The organism is Ideonella aquatica (genome assembly GCF_018069755.1).
GTDB classification, from domain to species: Bacteria; Pseudomonadota; Gammaproteobacteria; order Burkholderiales; family Burkholderiaceae_C; genus Ideonella; species Ideonella aquatica.
Genome location: NZ_JAGQDE010000010.1, coordinates 71,770 through 89,979 on the forward strand (window position 1 = coordinate 71,770; position 18,210 = coordinate 89,979).

The 18,210-nt window shown below is 70.6% G+C and carries 15 protein-coding genes; 4 read left to right on the forward strand and 11 right to left on the reverse strand.

The genetic code is table 11. The features are described 5' to 3' along the window. Positions 1 to 207: 207 nt before the first annotated feature. A complete protein-coding gene (locus tag KAK06_RS12715; RefSeq protein ID WP_210802485.1) occupies positions 208 to 1,437 on the forward strand; it encodes a hypothetical protein in 1,230 nt (409 codons plus the stop codon). 60 nt (positions 1,438 to 1,497) lie between these two features. Here KAK06_RS12715 and KAK06_RS12720 read toward each other — a convergent pair whose 3' ends face one another. From KAK06_RS12720 to KAK06_RS12735, 4 genes are all read right to left on the reverse strand, one after another. Then, on the reverse strand, positions 1,498 to 3,363 hold the full coding sequence (locus tag KAK06_RS12720; protein WP_210802486.1) for a phosphoenolpyruvate carboxykinase (GTP): 1,866 nt from the start codon (positions 3,361 to 3,363) through the stop codon (positions 1,498 to 1,500). 338 nt (positions 3,364 to 3,701) lie between these two features. Continuing rightward, positions 3,702 to 4,289 carry an ABC transporter ATP-binding protein gene (locus KAK06_RS12725; RefSeq protein WP_210802487.1) on the reverse strand — a complete coding sequence of 196 codons (588 nt, stop codon included), beginning with the start codon at positions 4,287 to 4,289 and terminating at the stop codon, positions 3,702 to 3,704. A gap of 20 nt (positions 4,290 to 4,309) precedes the next feature. Then, positions 4,310 to 5,449, reverse strand: a complete 1,140-nt coding sequence (locus KAK06_RS12730; protein WP_210802488.1) for an ABC transporter substrate-binding protein — start codon at positions 5,447 to 5,449, stop codon at positions 4,310 to 4,312. Positions 5,450 to 5,480: 31 nt separating this feature from the next. Further along, a complete protein-coding gene (locus KAK06_RS12735; RefSeq protein ID WP_210802489.1) occupies positions 5,481 to 7,178 on the reverse strand; it encodes a long-chain-fatty-acid--CoA ligase in 1,698 nt (565 codons plus the stop codon). A gap of 122 nt (positions 7,179 to 7,300) precedes the next feature. Here KAK06_RS12735 and KAK06_RS12740 point away from each other — a divergent pair, with 122 nt between their 5' ends. After that, positions 7,301 to 7,744, forward strand: coding sequence for a MarR family winged helix-turn-helix transcriptional regulator (locus KAK06_RS12740; protein ID WP_210802490.1), 444 nt, complete (start codon positions 7,301 to 7,303; stop codon positions 7,742 to 7,744). 31 nt (positions 7,745 to 7,775) lie between these two features. Here KAK06_RS12740 and bla read toward each other — a convergent pair whose 3' ends face one another. Next, positions 7,776 to 8,648: a class A beta-lactamase gene (gene bla / locus KAK06_RS12745; protein WP_210802491.1), complete on the reverse strand. Its 873-nt coding sequence runs from the start codon at positions 8,646 to 8,648 to the stop codon at positions 7,776 to 7,778. Positions 8,649 to 8,746: 98 nt separating this feature from the next. Between bla and KAK06_RS12750 the strand changes: the two genes are divergently transcribed. Next, positions 8,747 to 9,643 (forward strand): LysR family transcriptional regulator, encoded by an 897-nt coding sequence (locus tag KAK06_RS12750; RefSeq protein ID WP_210802492.1) that lies wholly within the window; start codon positions 8,747 to 8,749, stop codon positions 9,641 to 9,643. Here the strand turns inward: KAK06_RS12750 and KAK06_RS12755 are convergent. After that, positions 9,622 to 11,652: a CHAT domain-containing protein gene (locus KAK06_RS12755; RefSeq protein ID WP_210802493.1), complete on the reverse strand. Its 2,031-nt coding sequence runs from the start codon at positions 11,650 to 11,652 to the stop codon at positions 9,622 to 9,624. The two genes, KAK06_RS12750 and KAK06_RS12755, sit on opposite strands and share 22 nt — an antisense overlap. Beyond that, positions 11,649 to 13,133, reverse strand: coding sequence for a metallophosphoesterase (locus KAK06_RS12760; protein ID WP_210802494.1), 1,485 nt, complete (start codon positions 13,131 to 13,133; stop codon positions 11,649 to 11,651). The genes KAK06_RS12755 and KAK06_RS12760 overlap by 4 nt, the downstream gene beginning before the upstream one ends. A 112-nt stretch (positions 13,134 to 13,245) precedes the next feature. Between KAK06_RS12760 and KAK06_RS12765 the strand changes: the two genes are divergently transcribed. Beyond that, on the forward strand, positions 13,246 to 13,965 hold the full coding sequence (locus tag KAK06_RS12765; protein WP_210802495.1) for a 2OG-Fe(II) oxygenase: 720 nt from the start codon (positions 13,246 to 13,248) through the stop codon (positions 13,963 to 13,965). Here KAK06_RS12765 and KAK06_RS12770 read toward each other — a convergent pair. From KAK06_RS12770 to KAK06_RS12785, 4 genes are all read right to left on the reverse strand, one after another. Further along, positions 13,953 to 14,714 carry a sulfite exporter TauE/SafE family protein gene (locus KAK06_RS12770; RefSeq protein ID WP_210802496.1) on the reverse strand — a complete coding sequence of 254 codons (762 nt, stop codon included), beginning with the start codon at positions 14,712 to 14,714 and terminating at the stop codon, positions 13,953 to 13,955. The genes KAK06_RS12765 and KAK06_RS12770 overlap by 13 nt on opposite strands. Positions 14,715 to 14,971: 257 nt before the next feature. Beyond that, a complete protein-coding gene (locus tag KAK06_RS12775; RefSeq protein WP_210802497.1) occupies positions 14,972 to 16,639 on the reverse strand; it encodes a GMC family oxidoreductase in 1,668 nt (555 codons plus the stop codon). A gap of 7 nt (positions 16,640 to 16,646) precedes the next feature. Next, positions 16,647 to 17,288: a MarC family protein gene (locus KAK06_RS12780; RefSeq protein WP_210802498.1), complete on the reverse strand. Its 642-nt coding sequence runs from the start codon at positions 17,286 to 17,288 to the stop codon at positions 16,647 to 16,649. 33 nt (positions 17,289 to 17,321) lie between these two features. Then, positions 17,322 to 18,092 carry a helical backbone metal receptor gene (locus KAK06_RS12785; RefSeq protein WP_210802499.1) on the reverse strand — a complete coding sequence of 257 codons (771 nt, stop codon included), beginning with the start codon at positions 18,090 to 18,092 and terminating at the stop codon, positions 17,322 to 17,324. Between the last annotated feature and the right edge of the window lie 118 nt (positions 18,093 to 18,210).

Genomic DNA, 18,210 nt, shown 5'->3' on the forward strand with positions numbered 1-18,210 from the left:
TTTGTGCAGCGATCTTAGGCCGATCACAGCGGCGAGCAGGGCTGATGCGCCCCCCCCAAAAGGGGGGAAGGCGTTCAACTGGATGGCGCGGGCTCATCGGCCGGGTGTGTCGAACACGCCGTGGCCCGAGACCTCATTCGAACTGAGGATGTCCAGCCCGCAGCGGCCGGGCAGGATGTTTCGCGTTACTGAACTCTGGAGTCCTTGATGTCCTCTCACTTCAAACGGCGTACCGCCGGTGGGTCGCTGGCCGCTGTGCTGCTCGGTGTGTCGCTGCCCGCTGTGGCCGCCACTGAGCACACGGCTTACTTCACCCCTTGGCTGGGCTACCTGGGTGGCCAGGTGGTGCGCTGGGATACCGACAGCCAGACCGCGTTATTGGTCAACGAGTCGGGCGCGCGCCAGGGCAGCTACACGGTGGTGGGTGCGCGGCGGCGTCTGGTGGTGGATCCGCCATTTGCGTCTGAAGGCTATGTGTTCGACAGCTGCGGCAATCAGGCCTTGGTGCGCGATGAGACCGACATCTTCCTGATCGGAATCGACAGCGGGGATGTCAGTCAGGGCACCTCCCGTGTCAACACGGTGGGTCGGCGTCAATTCTTGACGGGCTGCGACGCGGGCCAGACCGAACCCATCGGCTCCGAGGACGAGCCGGGCTACACGATGTCGCACCTGGCCATGGCGCTGGCGCCGGGCATGTCCGATCTGAAGAAGGGCCGGCGGCTGGCCGGCCCGCAGGAGGCGTCGCTGAACGGCGCTGCGCTGTGGCAGCTGGCGCAGGAGGTGGTCAGCTTTCCGGACCGGCGGCATGTGCACTTTGAACGCTCGGGCCAGACCTATGCGCGCAGCACCCACCCGGATGGGTGGATGGTGGTGTCACTGCCGTCGGGTCCGCGCGGTTTCCTGCGCGTGGCCACCGACGGCAAGACCGGTGCCGAGACCTGGTTGGTGGCCGACATGGTGGACGGCCAGCCGGCCTGGGTCAGCAAGTCCGAGATGGTGATGGCCGATGCGGCACCCAGCTGGGGCGGTGCCAGCGGTGTGTCGCGCAACTGGCGCCTGTCCTGGGACTACGCCTTCATGGAGTACCGGCTGTACCCCGACCAGACGGGCGTGCGCTATTTCTACCGCGATGACTTCGTTCAGCCCCTGAGCTGGGGGCTGGCCGATGAGCGGGTGACCCTCACCCGCAACCATCGCAGCTACCAGAGCGTGCGGCATTGGACGCCGCTGGCCCGCAAGGGCCGGTTTCAATGGGTGATGGAGGACGACACCTGGACCTATACCGATGGCGGCACCTACGTCATCGCGCCCCGGGTGGTGATGTACAAGGACCTGGGGGCGGGCTCGCCGCCCGCGGCCGCGCGTGCCGCTCAGGCCGCACCGCCACAGCGGCGCGCGCCGCAGCAGGACCGTGCGGCGCGCCGGGTGCCCTGATCACCCCCGAAAGAACAACAGGCCGCTGATGAGCGGCCTGTTGTGCGGGGTTGTTGTGGCTTACTTCGCCAGCGCCGCTTCCATCTTCTGCTTGGTGGCGGTCAGCTCGGCGGGCAGGTGGTAGGCCAGCGTGGTGAACAGCTCCTCGTGCAGCTTCAGCTCGGCCTGCCAGGCGGTGGGGTCGGCGTCGATGATGCTGTCGAACTGGGCCTTGCTGAAGTCCAGGCCGGTCCAGTCCAGGTCTTCGTAGCGCGGGCTGATGCCGAAGAAGTGGCCTTCGCCCTGGCCAGTGCCTTCCACGCGCTCGATCATCCACTTCAGCACGCGGGCGTTGTCGCCGTAGCCCGGCCAGACGAACTTGCCGTCGGCGCCCTTGCGGAACCAGTTGACGCAGAAGATCTTGGGCAGGCTCTTGCCCTCGCCCTGCAGCTTGTGCTCCATGTCCAGCCAGTGCTGGAAGTAGTCGGCCATGTTGTAGCCGCAGAAGGGCAGCATGGCGAACGGGTCGCGGCGCACCACGCCTTGCGCGCCAAAGGCGGCGGCGGTGGTCTCGGAGCCCATGGTGGCGGCCATGTAGACGCCTTCCATCCAGTTGCGGGCCTCGGTCACCAGCGGCACGGTGGTGCTGCGGCGGCCGCCGAAGATGAAGGCATCAATCGCCACGCCCTTGGCGTCGTCCCAGGCCGGGTCCAGCGCGGGGTTGTTGGTGGCGGCCACGGTGAAGCGCGAGTTCGGGTGGGCGGCCTTGGCGCCGGTTTCCTTGGCGATCTGCGGCGTCCAGTCCTTGCCCTGCCAGTCGATGGCGTGGGCGGGCGGCTCGCCGTCCATGCCTTCCCACCACACATCGCCGTCGTCGGTGAGGGCGACGTTGGTGAAGATGGTGTCGCGCTCCACCGACTTCATGCAGTTGGGGTTGGTCTTGAAGTTGGTGCCCGGGGCCACGCCGAAGTAGCCGGCTTCGGGGTTGATGGCGTAGAGCTTGCCGTCGGCGCCCGGCTTGATCCAGGCGATGTCGTCACCGATGGTGGTGACGGTCCAGCCGCCCAGCGCGGCCGGCGGGATCAGCATGGCGAAGTTGGTCTTGCCGCAGGCGCTGGGGAAGGCGGCGGCGACGTGGTACTTCTTGCCCTGCGGGTTGGTCACGCCCAGGATCAGCATGTGCTCGGCCAGCCAGCCCTGCTGGCGGCCCATGGTGCTGGCGATGCGCAGCGCAAAGCACTTCTTGCCCAGCAGCGCGTTGCCGCCGTAGCCCGAGCCGTAGGACCAGATCTCTTGCGTCTCGGGGTAGTGGACGATGTACTTGACGGTGGGGTTGCAGGGCCAGGCGGTGGTGTCCTTGGCGCCTTCAGCCAGCGGCGCGCCGACGGTGTGCACGCAGGGGACGAAGTCGCCGTCGGTGCCCAGCAGGTCGATCACGGCGCGGCCCATGCGGGTCATCAGCTTCATGTTCACGGCCACGTAGGCCGAGTCCGACAGCTCCACACCGATGTGGGCGATCGGCGAGCCCAGCGGGCCCATGCTGAACGGGATCACGTACAGCGTGCGGCCCTTCATGCAGCCCTTGAACAGGGCCTTGTCGCCGGTTTGCAGCAGCGTGCGCATCTCGGCCGGGTCCATCCAGTTGTTGGTGGGGCCGGCGTCTTCCTTCTTCTGCGAGCAGATGTAGGTGCGGTCTTCCACGCGGGCCACGTCGGACGGGTCGGTCACGGCCAGGTAGCTGCCCGGGCGCTTGGCCAGCTTCTTGAAGCTGCCGGCGTCCACCAGCAGCTGGCACAGGCGGTCGTATTCTTCCTGGGTGCCGTCGCACCAGTAGACATCGGCGGCCTCGGTCAGCGCGGCGATCTGGCCCACCCATTCGATCAGGCGGGCGTTCTTCACGTAGGCGGGCGCTTTGGCACGCAGCTCGGGCGTCAGGGGACGGTTCATCGGGGGCTCCAAGGTTGAAAAGACAAAAAAGGCATTGGGCGAGCCCCCTTGGCAGCGCATCCGTGGGTGCCGCCACCAGGAAGCTCGCCCAATGCCTGGCGCTGTTTCCGCAGGGCGGACTCAGGCCTCCGAACCAGGTACCGACGGGTTACATCGATCCGGCCCAGCCGCCCCTGCGCCACCCGGGGTTGCCCGGGCGCAGGGTCGTCTTTTGAGTGTAACGACGCGGTAATTTCAGGGGAATGGGCATCCATGCACATCTTGCATAACCAAATGCCGAGGACGCAAGACGCCCCGCCAGGTGTGATCTCTGCACACCTGCAAACGGGGGAGTGGGCTCAGTCGCCCAGCGCGATGTGGGCGGCCAGCGGCAGATCGGCCAGGGCCGGCGGCAGGGCGTAGTCGGCCACCACCCAGGCGCTGCGGGGGCTGTCGGCGGCCTCCGTCAGCAGCTCATCGACCAGGCGGCAGGAGCGTGCGTCCAGCGCCGCCCAGGGCTGGTCGAGCAGCACCAGCTCGGCGCCGCTGGCCGCAGCGCCCAGCAGGCCCAGCTTGCGGCGGCTGCCGCGCGACAGCATGTACAGCGGCTTGGGCAGGTGCTGGGCCAGGTCCAGCGCGTCGGCCAGGTTGTCGGCCAGTGCCTGGTCCCAGCGGGCGTGGTGCGGGCGGCGGGCCGCCAGCCAATCGGCGGCGACCACGGCATCGTCGGCGGGGTCGTCGGTGGGCGCGTACCAGACCGGCCCCTGCTGGCGCTCGATCCGGCCCTGCGCCGGCGCCAGCTCGCCGGCCAGCAGGCGCAGCAGCAGCGTCTTGCCGCAGCCTTCGCCGCCGGTGATGGCGCTCAGGCCAGGTGGCAAGGCCGCGTTCAGCCCGCGCAGCGGGCCGAGGCCGAGGTCGATCAGGCGGAGCAGCACGGGCGCGGTCATCGCCCGTGATTGTCACCGGCTCAATCGACCTTCCAGTCGCCACCCGCCACCCGCAGCATCACCGGGCTGGCCGGGCCGTAGGCCCAGTGGTTGTCCTTGGAGAAGTTGAGCACGCCGTTGGCCACCGGCTGCGGACCCAGTTGCTCGGTGAGGTCGCGCAGCGCGGTGCGGAAAGCCGGCGTGCCAGGCTTGCCCAGCTTCAGCGCCTTGGGGATGACCATCTGCAGCACCAGCTGCACGTCATACACGCTGGCCGAGTAGATGGCCCGCGTGCCGGCACCGTAGGCACCCTCGTAGCCCTTGACGAAGTCCTGCGCCAGCGGCTTCGAGACATGGCCGGCGGGCAGTTGCTCAGGCACGATGCCGGGCGCGGCCACCACGTAGGCGCCCTCGGCGTCCTTGCCGGCCAGGCGCAGGAAGTCGCGGCTGGCGGCAGCATGGGTCTGGTAGATGCGGCCCTTGTAGGCGCGCTCGGCCAGCGCGCGCTGCGGCAGGGCCGCGCCGCCGCCGGAGGCCACCACCAGGATCGCATCGGGGGTGGTGCTGGCCAGCTTCAGCGCCTGGGCGGCCACGCTGCTGTCGGTGCGGGCGAAGCGCTCCACGGCCACCAGTGTTGGCGCGCCGGGCTGGGCCAGCAGCTTGTTCATCTCGGTCAGCCAGCCTTCGCCGTAGGCGTCGGCGTAGCCCAGGAAGCCCAGGGTCTTGACGCCGGATTTCCTCAGGTGGGCCATCACCGCCTGCGCCATCAGCTCAGGCGCGTGAACCATGCGGAAGGACCAGCCGTCCTTGCCGGGCAGGTTGGCAAACGGCCCCAGCGCGTACTGCGGCACCTGCGCCTCGTTGAGGTGCTGGGCCATCGCGGCGGCGATGGGCGTGACCACGCTGCCCACCACCAGGTCGGCGCCCTCCTCGGTGAAGCGCTTGGCGTTCTGCGCGCCCTTGGCCGGGTCGGTGGCGTCGTCGGCGATGACGATCTTCAGCTTCTCGCCGCCGATCTGCTCGGGAAAGAGCTTGATCTGGTTGGCCATCGGGATGCCCAGCGACGAGGCCGCGCCGGTCAGCGGCAGCGACACGCCGATGGTGATGTCGGCCTGCGCCGCGCTGCCGCTCAGGGTCAGCGCGGCCAGCATCAGGCGGACCAGGGGGCGGGGGGTGTTCATGTGGTGTCTCCTGGGGGGGGTGTGGGTGACATCAGCGGCTGACCTCGAGCGCGTCCTGGGCCGCCTGCGCGCGCCGCCACAGCACCTTGCCGCTGGCGGTGCGGGGCAGCTCATCGACCAGGGCCACCTCGCGCGGGACCTTGTAGGCGGCCATGTGCTCGCGCGCCCAGGCGACGATGGCCTCGGGCGTGACCCGGCCGCGCTGGGCGTCGTGCAGCACGACCAGGGCCTTGGGCGACTCGCCGCGGTAGGCGTCGCGCATGGCGATGACGCAGGCCTCCTTGATGGCCGGGTGGCGCAGCAGCAGCGACTCGACCTCGGCCGGCCAGACCTTGAAGCCGCTGGCATTGATCATGCGCTTGAGGCGGTCGGCGATGGTGTAGTAGCCGTCGGCATCCCGCGTGCCCAGGTCGCCGGTGCGAAACCAGCGCTGGCCGTCGATCTCCACGAAGGCCGCCGCGGTGGCGCGCTCGTTGGCCCAGTAGCCTTTGAAGAGCTGCGGGCCGCGCACGACGATCTCACCGGCCTGGCCGTCGGGCAGCGGCGCCAGCGTGTCGGGGTCGACCACCAGCGCGCTGGTGCCGATGAACGGGATGCCCAGGCAGCGCAGGCGCGGCGCATGCATCGGGTTGCAGTGGGTGGGCGCGGCGGTCTCGGTCAGGCCGTAGCCTTCGACATAGCGCAGGCCAAACTGCGCTTGCAGTCGCTCGCCCACGGCGTCGGGCATCGAGGCGCCGCCGCCGCCGATGTAGCGCAGGCTGCCCAGCTGGTACTGGTCGAGGTCGTCGCCCGAGAGCAGGTCGATGACCATGGTCGGGATGTTGGCCCAGTGCGTGACGCGGTGCTCGCCGATGGCGCGCGCGGCCACGCGGCGGTCCCAGCGCGGCAGCACCACCAGCCGGCCGCCACTGTGCAGGCCGGCCAGCAGGCCCACCACCAGGCCGGTGATGTGGAACATCGGCGCGACGATCAGGTGGGTGTCGCACGGCCGCATGTCCTGCCAGCGCACCGAACCCAGCGCGTTGTGCAGCAGCGTGGCGTGGGTGTGCATGCAGCCCTTGGCGTGGCCGGTGGTGCCGCTGGTGTAGGGCAGCAGGGCCAGGTCGTCGCCCCGGCGCGGCACCAGCGCCGGCTCGATGGCCCGGGCCAGCAGCGCGGACCAGACATGCACCGCCGCGGCGCCGGCGGCGGGCAGCGGATGGCGCTGCGGCAGCCAGGCGCGCCAGGTGGCGGGCCAGTCGTCGCCGGTCGTGTGGGTCGGCAGCGCATCGGCCAGATCGAACACCACCAGGTGCGCCAGGCCCGGGCAGGCGGCAGTGGCCCGGCCCAGCTCGGCGGCAATGTCGGACGAGGCGATGGCGTGGCGCGCGCCGGTGTCACGGAGGTAGTGCTCCAGCTCGTCGGCCTTGTTCATCGGGTTGACCGGCACCACCACACCACCGGCCGCCAGCACGGCATGGAAGGCCACCACGAACTGCGGGCAGTTCTGGCTGAACAACAGCACCCGGTCACCGGCACCCAGGCCCAGGCGCTGCAGTGCACCGGCCAGGTGGCGTGCATCGCGCGCCAGTGCGCCCCAGGTGAAGGCGCTGCCCAGGAAGAACAGGCCCGGCTCGTCGGGCGTGGCGGTGGCGCGGCGCGCCAGGCCGTCCCACAGCGACTCGTCGGGCACCTCGATCGTGAACGGCACGCCCGGAGGCCAGTGGCGGTGGTGCGGCGGCGTCGACATCGTGCGGCGTGGAGACGGTGTGCGGGAGCGGCGCGAGCATAGGCCTTATTCGTCAACCGGTGTTGACGTTTGCCGCAGATCATGGGAAAACACCTAGCCTGCGCTTCGATCAAAATCGCGCGATGCCCCGACCCCAGCCCTACCTGCGGCAACTGCTGCGCCACCGCACCGACTGGCTGGAGGAGCGCCTGTACGAGCGCGCCGCTCACAACGGCTACGGCGACATCACGCCGGCGATGGCCCGCCTGTTCCCGCTGCTGGCCACGCGCCCGCTGGGCCTGAGCGATCTGGCGCGCCGCCTGGGCGTGAGTCGCCAGGCGGTGCACAAGCTGGCGCTGGAGGCCGCGGCGCTGGGCTATGTGGCCTTCATCGACAGCCCCGATGACGCCCGCGTCAAGCTGCTGGCCTACACCGACAAGGGGCGCGCGATGGCGCGCTCAGCCGAGCAGGAGCTGCAGCGCATCGAGGCCCGGCTGGTGCGGCACATGGGTGCGGCCAACCTGGCGCAGCTCAAGGCGCTGCTGGCAATGGCCTGGTCGGCCGACGAGCAACCCCCGCGGGGCTGATCACGCGCCGGTGGGCACCACGGCCAGGGCGTCAGCGCGCCACCAGCCGGCCCACCGCCGCCAGCACCGCCTCGTCCTGCGGCCGCACGCGGCGGCTGCCGCGCAGCGGGCCTTCGTAATAGGCTGCCACCACGCGCGGGGCGCGGCCGCCGGGAGGCCAGACGATGGCCACGTCATTGATGCGGTCGGGCAGGCCGTCGTCCAGGCCGGTGCCGGTCTTGTCGCCGGCCGTCCAGCCCGCCGGCAGGCCGGCGCGCAGGCGGCGCTGACCGGTGCGCGTGGCGCGCATCCAGCCCAGCAGGCGCTCGCGGCTGGCGGCACCCAGCATGTCGCCGCGCAGCAAGCGAACCAGGTTGGCGGCGATGGCGGCCGGCGTGGTGGTGTCCTGCTCGTCACCGGCACGGACCTGGTTCATCGCCGGCTCGGGCCGGTCCAGGCGGGTGACGTGGTCGCCCTGCGTGCGCAGCCAGGCGGTCAGCGCCTGCGGCCCGCCCAGGTGGCGCAGCAGCAGGTTGGCGGCCAGGTTGTCGCTGTGGCACTGCGCGGCCTCGGCCAGCGCGGCCAGGGTCATGCCGGCGCGCGGGTCCTGCGTGGCCACCACCGGCATGTGGGGCACGGCGTCGGCCGCGTCCCAGTGCAGGCGCTCATCCAGCCGCCAGCGGCCGGCATCCACCTGCGCCAGCGTGGCCGCGGCCAGCCACAGCTTGAAGGTGGAGCACAGCGCGAAGCGCTCGTCGGCGCGGTGCGCCAGACCCGGCCCACCGGCCAGATCCTGCAGCGCCACGCCCAGGCGCCCGCCCTGGCGGCGCTCCAGCGCGGCGAGCGCGTCCGGCACGGCGCCCAGCGCGGGTGCGGCCAGCGTGGCGAGCAGGGTGCTGATCCAGTGGCGGCGGGTGGTCTCCATAGCTTCACTCATCCTTCGGGTTGGCGGTGTCGCTATTCTTCGCAGGCTTGCTTCCTTTGCCCAGCGACGAATGCTGGGCTCTGGCATGAGGATTTGTCATGGCTCTGGCCCGTCTGTCGCTGAACCACCTGCACGCCTTTGCGGCCGCCTCGCGGCACCTGAACTTCACCCGCGCGGCCGACGAGCTGTGCGTGACCCAGGCCGCGGTGAGCCACCAGATCAAGGCGCTGGAGGCGCAGATCGGCCAGCGCCTGTTCCTGCGCACCGCGCGCGGCCTGCAGCTCAGCGACGAGGGCGCGCGCCTGGCGCCGCTGGTGCAGCAGGCCTTTGCGCTGCTGGACAAGGCGGTGCAGCTGCTGGACGAGCGCGCCCCGCCCGAGCGCCTGACTGTGGCCGTGGTGGGCACCTACGCCCAGGGCTGGCTGCTCGAGCGGCTGCCGCAGTTCCAGGCCGAGCACCCGCACATCGAGCTGCGCCTGCAGACCCACAACAACAAGCTGGACCTGGCCACCGAAACCATCGACGCGGCGATCCGCTTTGGCGACGGCGCCTGGCGCAGCACCCACGCCGTGCCACTGCAGGCTGCGCCGCTCACCCCCTTGTGCGCGCCGGCCCTGGCCGCCACGCTGGCGCGAGCGGCCGACCTGCGCCGCTGCACGCTGCTGCGCAGCTACCGCGCCGAGGACTGGCCGGCCTGGTCGCGCGCCGCCGGTATCGAGCCGCTGGCCGCCCGCGGTCCGCAGTTCGACTCCTCGGTGCTGATGGTGCAGGCGGCGCTGCTGGGCAGCGGCGTGGCGCTGGCCCCGGCGGCCATGTTCCGGCGCGAGCTGGCCGAGGGACGGTTGGTGCAGCCCTTTGGCGTAGCGGTGGACGTGGGCCGCTACTGGCTGACGCGGCCACTGGGGCGCGAGCCCTCCAGCGCCTTGCGGGCGTTCGAGGGCTGGCTGCAGGCCAGCCTGGCGCCGGCTGACGCTCAGCCGCCCGCGCTGAGCTGATCCACCGCCAATTTGGCCAGCGCGCTCCAGCGCTCGTCGGCCCACTGCACGCAGTAGCGCTGGAACTGGCGCCGGGTGGATTGCACCGGGAACGGATCGGAGCCGGCCGAGGCGATGATCGCCTGGCAGGCCTCGGTGATCGTGTTCTGGGCCTGGCCCTGGCGGAACTGCCGACCGGCATAGACGCTGCCCAGCATGGTCAGCTCGGCCACCGTGCCCCAGGCCCAGGCCAGGTCCTTGCCCTTGGCGCTCAGCTGCTCAAGGCGGGCCAGCTGCGTTGTGAGCTCCCAGCGCAGCTTGCCGGCCGAGACCAGGGCCGCCAGCGCGGCCTTGTCGCCGCGCGCGGCGATGACGCCCATCGACAGGTACTGGGTGCTGACCCAGTGGTTGTGCGGCTCCTCGCGCGAGGCCTCCAGGTAGAGGTCCCGGGCGCGCCGGTAGGCCTCTTGAGCGCGCGGGTCCGGGGCGGCGGTGTCTGCACCTTTCTGCGCGGCCTCGGCATCGGCCACGCGCTGGTAGGCAATGCCCAGGCGCTTTTCGCTGGCGGCCGTCATGCCCAGCCATTCGGCCCGCAGCGCGCGGCGCGCGCGCTCGCTGCTGAAGCTGTCATCGACACGGTCGGCGGCTGCGGTCTGGCGCCGCAGCATCTCGCGGATGTCCTCGGCCAGCGGCGCGATGCGCGCGCGCAGCTCGGCACCGGTGGTGCCCAGGGCCAGCATCTCGTCGATCATCGAGAAGCGGGCCTCCAGCAGCGCGCGCGTCTGACGCTCGCGGAAGTCGGCCACCTGGCGGTCCAGGTCGAAGGGAATGGTGGCATAGGCCACCAGGCTGGCCCAGTCGAAGGTCTCGGGCACCTCGGCGGCCAGGCGACGCCGCACCTCCAGCAGCACGCGGCGCGGGTCGTGGCCCACCAGCACGCCGGCATACAGCGACTCGGCCAACAGCACCGACGCATCCATCCACAGGGGGAACTGCGAGGCCACCACCCAGGGCACGCCGGCTTCGTGCAGCTCGTGGGCCAGGCTGCCGCCAGGCATCAGCACCGAATCGACCGCGCCCGAATCGCAGGTGGCCAGGCTGACCAGCGTGGGCATGCAGCCGTCGTCGGCGTCAATGCCGCCGCGCAGTGCGCCCACCAGCTGCGCGGCGTCCACGGTGGCCAGTGTCAGCGGTTCGCCGTCGCGGCACAGGGCCATGCCGTAGCGGTCGCCACCGGCCATCTGGATCGGCAGGCCGTGGGCCAGGATGTGGACGTGGGTGAAGGACTGGCTGCGGCAGGCCTCGGTGAGCGAGCGCAGGCTGGCATTGGGCAGCACGTGCAGCAGCTCACCCACCTTGAGCAGGCGTTCCTTCTTGTTCTTCTCGGGGTCGGTCTCGGTGCTGCGCCGCACCAGCGGCTCGATCGCCCGGCGCAGTGCATTGAGGTGGTCCTGCGCCGGCACCGGCGCCAGACCGCCAGGCGAGGCAAAGGCGAACAGCACCTTCGGCGCGCGGTTCCAGCGCACCGCGGCGCGCTGCGAGCGCCGCACCTCGCGCGTGACCACCATGGGTGAATGCAGCAGCATCGGCTTGTTGCCGCCAGGGAAGTGATCGGGGGCCACCACCGCCTCGAAGGGCAGCATCGACAGCTCCAGCGCCGACAGCGCCAGTTGCACATGCAGCAGCGGCTCGTCGTCGCGGGTCATTGCGGCGTACAGCGAGGGCACCGTGCCCAGCACCTGGCCCAGCGGCTCGCCCAGGTCGCGCAGCACGGCTTCGCGCTCCATCGGCGGCATATCGCGGTCGGCCTGGCGCAGCCGGCCCAGGCGCGACAGCAGTTGCCGGTGCTCGAACGGAAAGTACAGCGTCTGCGGCGGCGCGTTGCCGCTGAGCGCCAGGTAGGGCGTGATCGGCGACAACAGCTGGTTGTGCGCCGGACCCTGGCGCAGCAGTTCCAGCTTGAAGGGGTGCACGCGGGTGGCTGCATGGCGCGAGGCGGCGCAGCGGCTGTCGGCCTTGTCCTGGCTCATGCGACGGCCCTCGTGTAGGTCTTCAGTGCCTTGCCGGGCTGGCGGCCATCGCCGTTGATCTGCACCAACTGGCCGACCACCTGCTTCCCGTCCTGATCGACCGAGACCTCGATCGCGGTGGTCCTGTCCAGCACCAGCTTCTCGGCGCCGAAGCTCGCTTGATCCAGGTCGCTCATCGCCCCCTTCTCCAGCACCTCCCAGACCGCGCGGAACGAAGCCTCGCTGCGCAGCATGGCCTCGGTGAAGCGCATCAGCCGGATCCAGGTGCCGCTGTTGAAGTACATGCGCCCGGCGCCCAGGTCGATGGCCCGCGCCAGGTGGGTGTGGCCGGTGATGATGATGTCCACGTCGGCGCCCACGGCCTTGAGCACATCGGTGCAGGTGGTGTCGCGGTCGACGAAGTCAAAGGTCTTGTCGCCCTTGAGCCAGTCCAGCAGCGCGCGGCGCAGCGCCTCGGGCTTGTCGATGCCGCGGATCCAGCCGGTCAGGCGGTCCCAGACCAGGCCGGCGGTGCCCAGCTGGCCTGTCGGGACGCCGGTGGGCGCGGCGGTGGCGTATTGGTCTTCGGCGGCGGACAGCATGTCCTGGGCGGTGTCGCGCGCGGGCGCCTGGCGCAGGTTCGGGCCCAGCAACTGCTCCAGCGTCTGGCTGGCAGGCGCGGCGGCCGGTGCATCCCCGGCCGACAGGCGCCTGGGCGCCTGGTACTCGCCCGCGGTCTTCACGCCGACGATGCCCAACAGATCGCCCAGCTGGTTCATCTTCTCGGGCGCCATCACCAGCAGCGTGCCCACCGCGGCCTGGGTTTCGGGCTTGAGCAGATCGATCCACGGGTACTGCTTCTTCACGCTGTTCATCACGTCCTTGACCATGCGGGTGCCGGCGTTGGGCGTCCACTCCGACGGCTCCAGGCGCTGGCCGGCGTTGAGCCGGCGGCCGGCGCGGGCCAGGTCTTCATAGCGGTTGAAGTTCCAGGCGTCCACCTCGTTGCCGTGGGTGCAGTACACCCGCGCGCCACCCACCAGGCAGGTCCAGCCGCCGCCGGTGGTGGAGAACTCCACCCGCGCGCGCGCCGCCAGGTCACCGCCGGCCAGCACCTGCAGCAGGTAGCGCTGCACCGGCGGCAGCGCCACCTCGATGTCGTGGTTGCCGATCACCACCACCAGGTGGCGGCCCTCGGTCTTCACAAAGGCCGCCAGGGCCTGCCAGACGGTGCCGAAGGACGGGCCCTCGACGATGCGCTGCAGCGTGGGCAGCGCGTCGTTGATCGCCACATAGCCCTCGATCTCCTCGGCCAGCGTGTCGACCACGTCGCCATTGAGCACCAGGGCCAGGCGCTGACCCTGGCGCTCGGTGCGCAGCCAATCAATGAAGCCGGCCAGGCGGGGCACTTCGCGCAGGATCTGGAAGCCGGGTTTGCCGCCCATGTGGATGTCGGAGATGACATGGATGGCGTCAAAGGCGGCTATCGGGTCGCTGAGCATGCGTGGTCTCCCTGGGCGCAATGGCGCCGAGGCTTGATCTTCGCCCAGTGCCGACGCCTGTCAAGAGCGGGACTGGGGAGGGTGCGTCCCGCACTTGAGGCACCATCGCGCCATGGCTGATTCCTGTCCCACCGATCCGCCCACCGACTTCATCGCGGTGATCGACCACGCGCTCGATCCGGCCTTCTGCCGCGCCCTGATCGAGCGCTTCGAGGCCAGCCCGCACCGCCACCCGGGGCGCACCGGCGCCGGGGTGGACACGGCCAAGAAGATCTCCACCGACCTGCACCTGGGCCAGCACGCCGACTGGCAGGCGCCGCTGCAGGACTTGCTGCAGACCGTGCGCCAGCACCTGCGTGACTACCTGCGTCAGCACCACTTCGCGCTGATCGCCCCGGTGACGCTCACCGTGCGCCACCCTGCCACCGGCGAGCCGGTGCTGCTGGGCCACGACAACTTCGACGAGGTGGGCGCGCCGATCGCTGGCGAGCTGATGGGCGCGGTGTTCCGCATCGGCGGCGTGCAGCTGCAGAAGTACGACGCCGGGCGGGGCAACTACAACTACTGGCACTGCGAGGTCTACCCCGAGCCCGGCCACGAGGCGGTGCACCGCACGCTGCTGTGGATGGTCTACCTCAACGACGTGGACGAGGGCGGTGAGACCGACTTCTACTACCAGCGCCGCTCGGTGCAGCCGCGCGCCGGGCGCATGGTGATCGCGCCGGCCTACTTCACCCACACCCACCGCGGGCGCACGCCGGTCTCGGGCGACAAGTACATCGTCACCAGCTGGCTGCTGATGGCGCGGCCGGAACAGCTCTACAGCAGCTGAGCATCCCAGGCGGTCTTGGCGATCAGTGCGCCCACCACCACGATGAACACGCCGCGCACGAAGCCGGCACCGTGCTTCAGCGCCAGCCGGGTGCCCAGCAGGCTGCCGGCGATGTTGGCCAGCGCCAGCACCGCAGCGATGTGCCACCACACATGGCCCTTCCAGCCGAACAGCGCCAGCGCCGCCACATTGGTGGCCACGTTCAGCAGCTTGGCGGCGGCCGAGGCATGCAGGAAGTCATAGCCCAGCAGCCGCACGAAGGCAAACACCAGGAAGCTGCCGGTGCCGGGGCCGAAGAAGCCGTCGTACAGACCGATCACGGCGCCGATGCTGCCGCCCAGCAGCGCCTCGCGCTGCGGCGCATGCAGCGGCGCGTGGGCGCGGCCCAGGTCCTTCTTGGCCAGCGTGTACAGCAGGATGGCGCCCAGCACAAAGGGCAAGGCCTTGCGCAGGCCTGAACCGTCGATCTGCGTGAGCAGCCAGGCGCCCGCCAGGCTGCCACCAAAAGCCAGCGTGGCGGCGGGCAGCAGCGTGCCCCAGTTCATCGACACCCGCCGCGCATACTGCTGCGCGGCCCAGGCCGTGCCCCAGACGGCCGCGCCCTTGTTGGTGCCGGCCAGCGTGGCCGGCGCGGCGGCGGGATAGGCGGCGAACAGTGCGGGCAGCAGCACCAGGCCACCACCACCGACGATGGCATCCACAAAGCCGCCCAGCAGCGAGGCGGCGGCGGCGAACAGCAGTTCAAACATGGGCGGGCGAGCAAAGCAAAAGGGCGCCAGTGGTAACTGGCGCCCTTTGGCATTTTTGCTCAACAACGTGGCAAGTTCAGCGGGCGGTGTCCGGATAGGGCCCCCGCTGGGCTCGATGCATTCTGGTTATCGGCCCGGTTTGTCTCCTCGGACCCCCTCAAGCAGCCTGTCTCCTGGGAGACAGGGCAGAGAGTGACCGCACTGTAATGGGGCCCCGGGATGGTGCGCATCGGGGCAAACCCCCCGTTAGGAGACACTCACTGTGGCCCGGCCCGCAGCCACTCGGCGGCCCGCTCGGCAATCATCAGCGTGGGCGAGTTGGTGTTGCCGCTGGTGATGCGCGGCATCACGCTGGCGTCGGCCACCCGCAGCCCGGCCACGCCGCGCACCCGCAGCCGGCTGTCCACCACCGCGGCGGGGTCGTCGTCGCGGCCCATCGCGCAGGTGCCCACCGGGTGGAAGATGGTGGTGCCGATGTCGCCGGCCAGCCGGGCCAGGTCGGCGTCGCTCTGGTACTGCACACCGGGCTTCCATTCCTCGGGGCGGTACTTGGCCAGCGCCGGCTGGGCGGCGATGCGGCGGGTCAGCCGCAGGGAATCGGCGGCCACCTGGCGGTCTTCGGGGGTGCTCAGGTAGTTGGCCAGGATGGAGGGTGCCACCTCGGCCTCGGGGCTGGTGATGTCGATGCGCCCGCGCGACGTGGGGTTGAGGTTGCAGACGCTGGCGGTGAAGGCATTGAAGCGGTGCAGCGGCTCGCCAAACGCATCCAGCGACAGCGGCTGCACGTGGTACTCCACGTTCGGCCAGGCGTGGTCGGGCGAGGAGCGGGTGAAGGCGCCCAGCTGCGAGGGCGCCATGCTCATCGGGCCGCTGCGGCGCAGCAGGTACTCCAGGCCGATCTTGGCCTTGCCCCAGGGCGTGGCGGCCAGGGTGTTGAGGGTGGTCACGCCCTGCACCTTGAAGACCGCGCGGATCTGCAGGTGGTCCTGCAGGTTGCCGCCCACGCCGGGCAGGTCCTGCTGGACCGGGATGCCCAGGCGCTGCAACAGCGGCGCCGGGCCGATGCCGCTGCGCTGCAGGATGGCCGGCGTGCCCACCGCGCCGGCGGCCATCACCACTTCGCCGCGGCAGTGGGCGATCACCGGCTCGCCACCGTTGACCGGCCGGCACTCCACGCCGCTGGCGCGCAGCGCGCCGTCGACACCGCGCTCCAGCAGCAGGCGCTGCACGGTGGCGCCGGTCCACAGTTGCAGGTTGGGCCGGCCGATCACCGGCCGCAGAAAGGCCTTGCTGGCGTTCCAGCGCAGGCCCGAACGCTGGTTGACCTCGAAGTAGCCCACGCCCTCGTTGCTGCCGCGGTTGAAGTCGTCGGTGGCGGGGATGCCAGCCTGCTGCGCGGCGGCGGCAAAGGCGTCCAGGATCTCCCAGGACAGGCGCTGCTTCTCCACCCGCCACTCGCCGCCGGCACGTGCGCCGGTGGGGTCGAAGCCGGGGGCGGCGTGCAGCGCGTTGGCGCCCTTCCAGTGGTCCTCGTGCTTCAGGAAGTAGGGCAGGCAGTGCTCCCAGCGCCAGTTGGCGTCGCCGCAGTCCTGCGCCCAGGCGTCGTAGTCGCGGCTCTGGCCGCGCATGTAGATCATGCCGTTGATGCTGGAGCAGCCGCCCAGCACCTTGCCGCGCGGGTAGCGCAGCCGGCGGCCGTTGAGGCCCGGGTCGGCGTCGGTCTGGTAGAGCCAGTCGGTGCGCGGGTTGCCGATGCAGTAGAGGTAACCCACGGGGATGTGGATCCAGGCGTAGTCGTCGTGGCCGCCGGCCTCGATCAGCAGCACGCGGCGCTTCGGGTCGGCCGACAGGCGGTTGGCCAGCAGGCAGCCGGCGGTGCCGGCGCCAATGACGATGTGGTCGTAGGTGGGGATGTCGTGGTCCATCGGGATGTCAGTTCGGCACGTGCGCCGCCAGGATCGGGAACAGCTTGACCAGGCCGTCGGCCAGCAGCTCCACCGCCATGGCGGCCAGGATCAGGCCCATCAGCCGGGTCATCACATTGATGCCGGTGGAGCCCAGCACCTTGGCGATGCGGCCCGAGGCCGAGAAGACGATGAAGGTGGCCAGGCCGATCACCACGCCGTAGCCCACCAGCACCGCGTGCTCCCAGAAGGTGCGGGTCTTCTCGGCGTAGATGACCATGGTGGAGATGGTGGCCGGGCCGGTCAGCAGCGGCACGGTCAGCGGCACCACGGCGATCGAGGCGCCGGCGTCGGCCTTGGCCTGGCCTTCGTCGACGTCATCCTTGCGGCCTTCGGCGGGTTGGGCGTTGAGCATGTGGATCGACGAGACCAGCAGCAGCAGGCCGCCACCCACCTGGAACGAGGCGATCGAGATGCCGAAGAACTCGATGATCTTCAGCCCGGCCAGGCCGCTGATGGCGATCACCGCGAAGGCGGTGGTGGCGCTGACCTGGATGGTGCGGCGGCGCTGGGTGCGGTCCATCGCCTGGGTGAAATGGATGAAGAAGGGCACCACGCCGATTGGGTTGACGATCGCCAGCAGCGCGATCAGCGGCTTGAGCAGGTCCATGGCGCGATTGTGGCTGCGCCGCGCATCGCGCCCTCAGGGGCTTTCACGCAAGGCGCGCAGGTGGCGCAGCGCCTGGGCGGCGCGCGGGCCGTACCAGCTGAGCCATTCGCCATCCACCAGCCGCACCCGGGCCTGCGGGCACAGCGCCTGCACCTCGGCCAGGTGGCGCTCGTCGAAGCGGTAGGGCTCGCTGGGCAGCAGCACGCGGCGCACCGTGGCCAGCCAGGGCTCGGTGCCGGTCATCACCGGGTAGCGCGCGGCGCCGGTGGGGCCGCCGAGCTGGCCGGGCAGGGTGGTCCAGTCCAGCCTGGCCAGCAGACGCGAGATGTAGGTGTCGCGCGCCACGGTCATCCAGGGCTCGCGCCAGATCGGCACCCAGACCGACTCCACCGGGAGGCGGCCGGGGCGCGTGGCGTCCAGCTCGGTGTGCAGCGCGTCGGCCAGGCGCGCAGCGGCGTCGCGCACGCCAGGCTGGTCGCCAAAGACCTGGGCGAACTGGGCGTACAGCGCCAGGTTGTCCTCGGGCGCGCAGGGGTGGGTGATGATCACCTCGGGCACGAAGTCGCGCAGCGCCTGCACGGTCTCCAGGCGGTTTTCGTCCACATTGACCAGGACGTGCGTGGGGCGGAGCGCCCGCAGCCGCTCCAGATGCACGTCCTTGGTGCCACCCACCTTGGGCACCTCGGCCAGGTCGCCGGGGTGGATGCAAAAGCCGGTGCGGGCGACCAGGGCGCTGCGCAGACCCAGCGTGCAGACCAGTTCGGTCAGGCTGGGCACCAGGCTGGCGATGCGGGGGCGCGACATCCCCCTATTCTCGTGGGCCAAAATGCAACACTCGGAGACAAACGTGCTTTACGTCACGCGCCGATCTGTGCTCATAATGCCCGCGCAGGCCGCGGACTCTCGCGGGAACTGCTGTCTG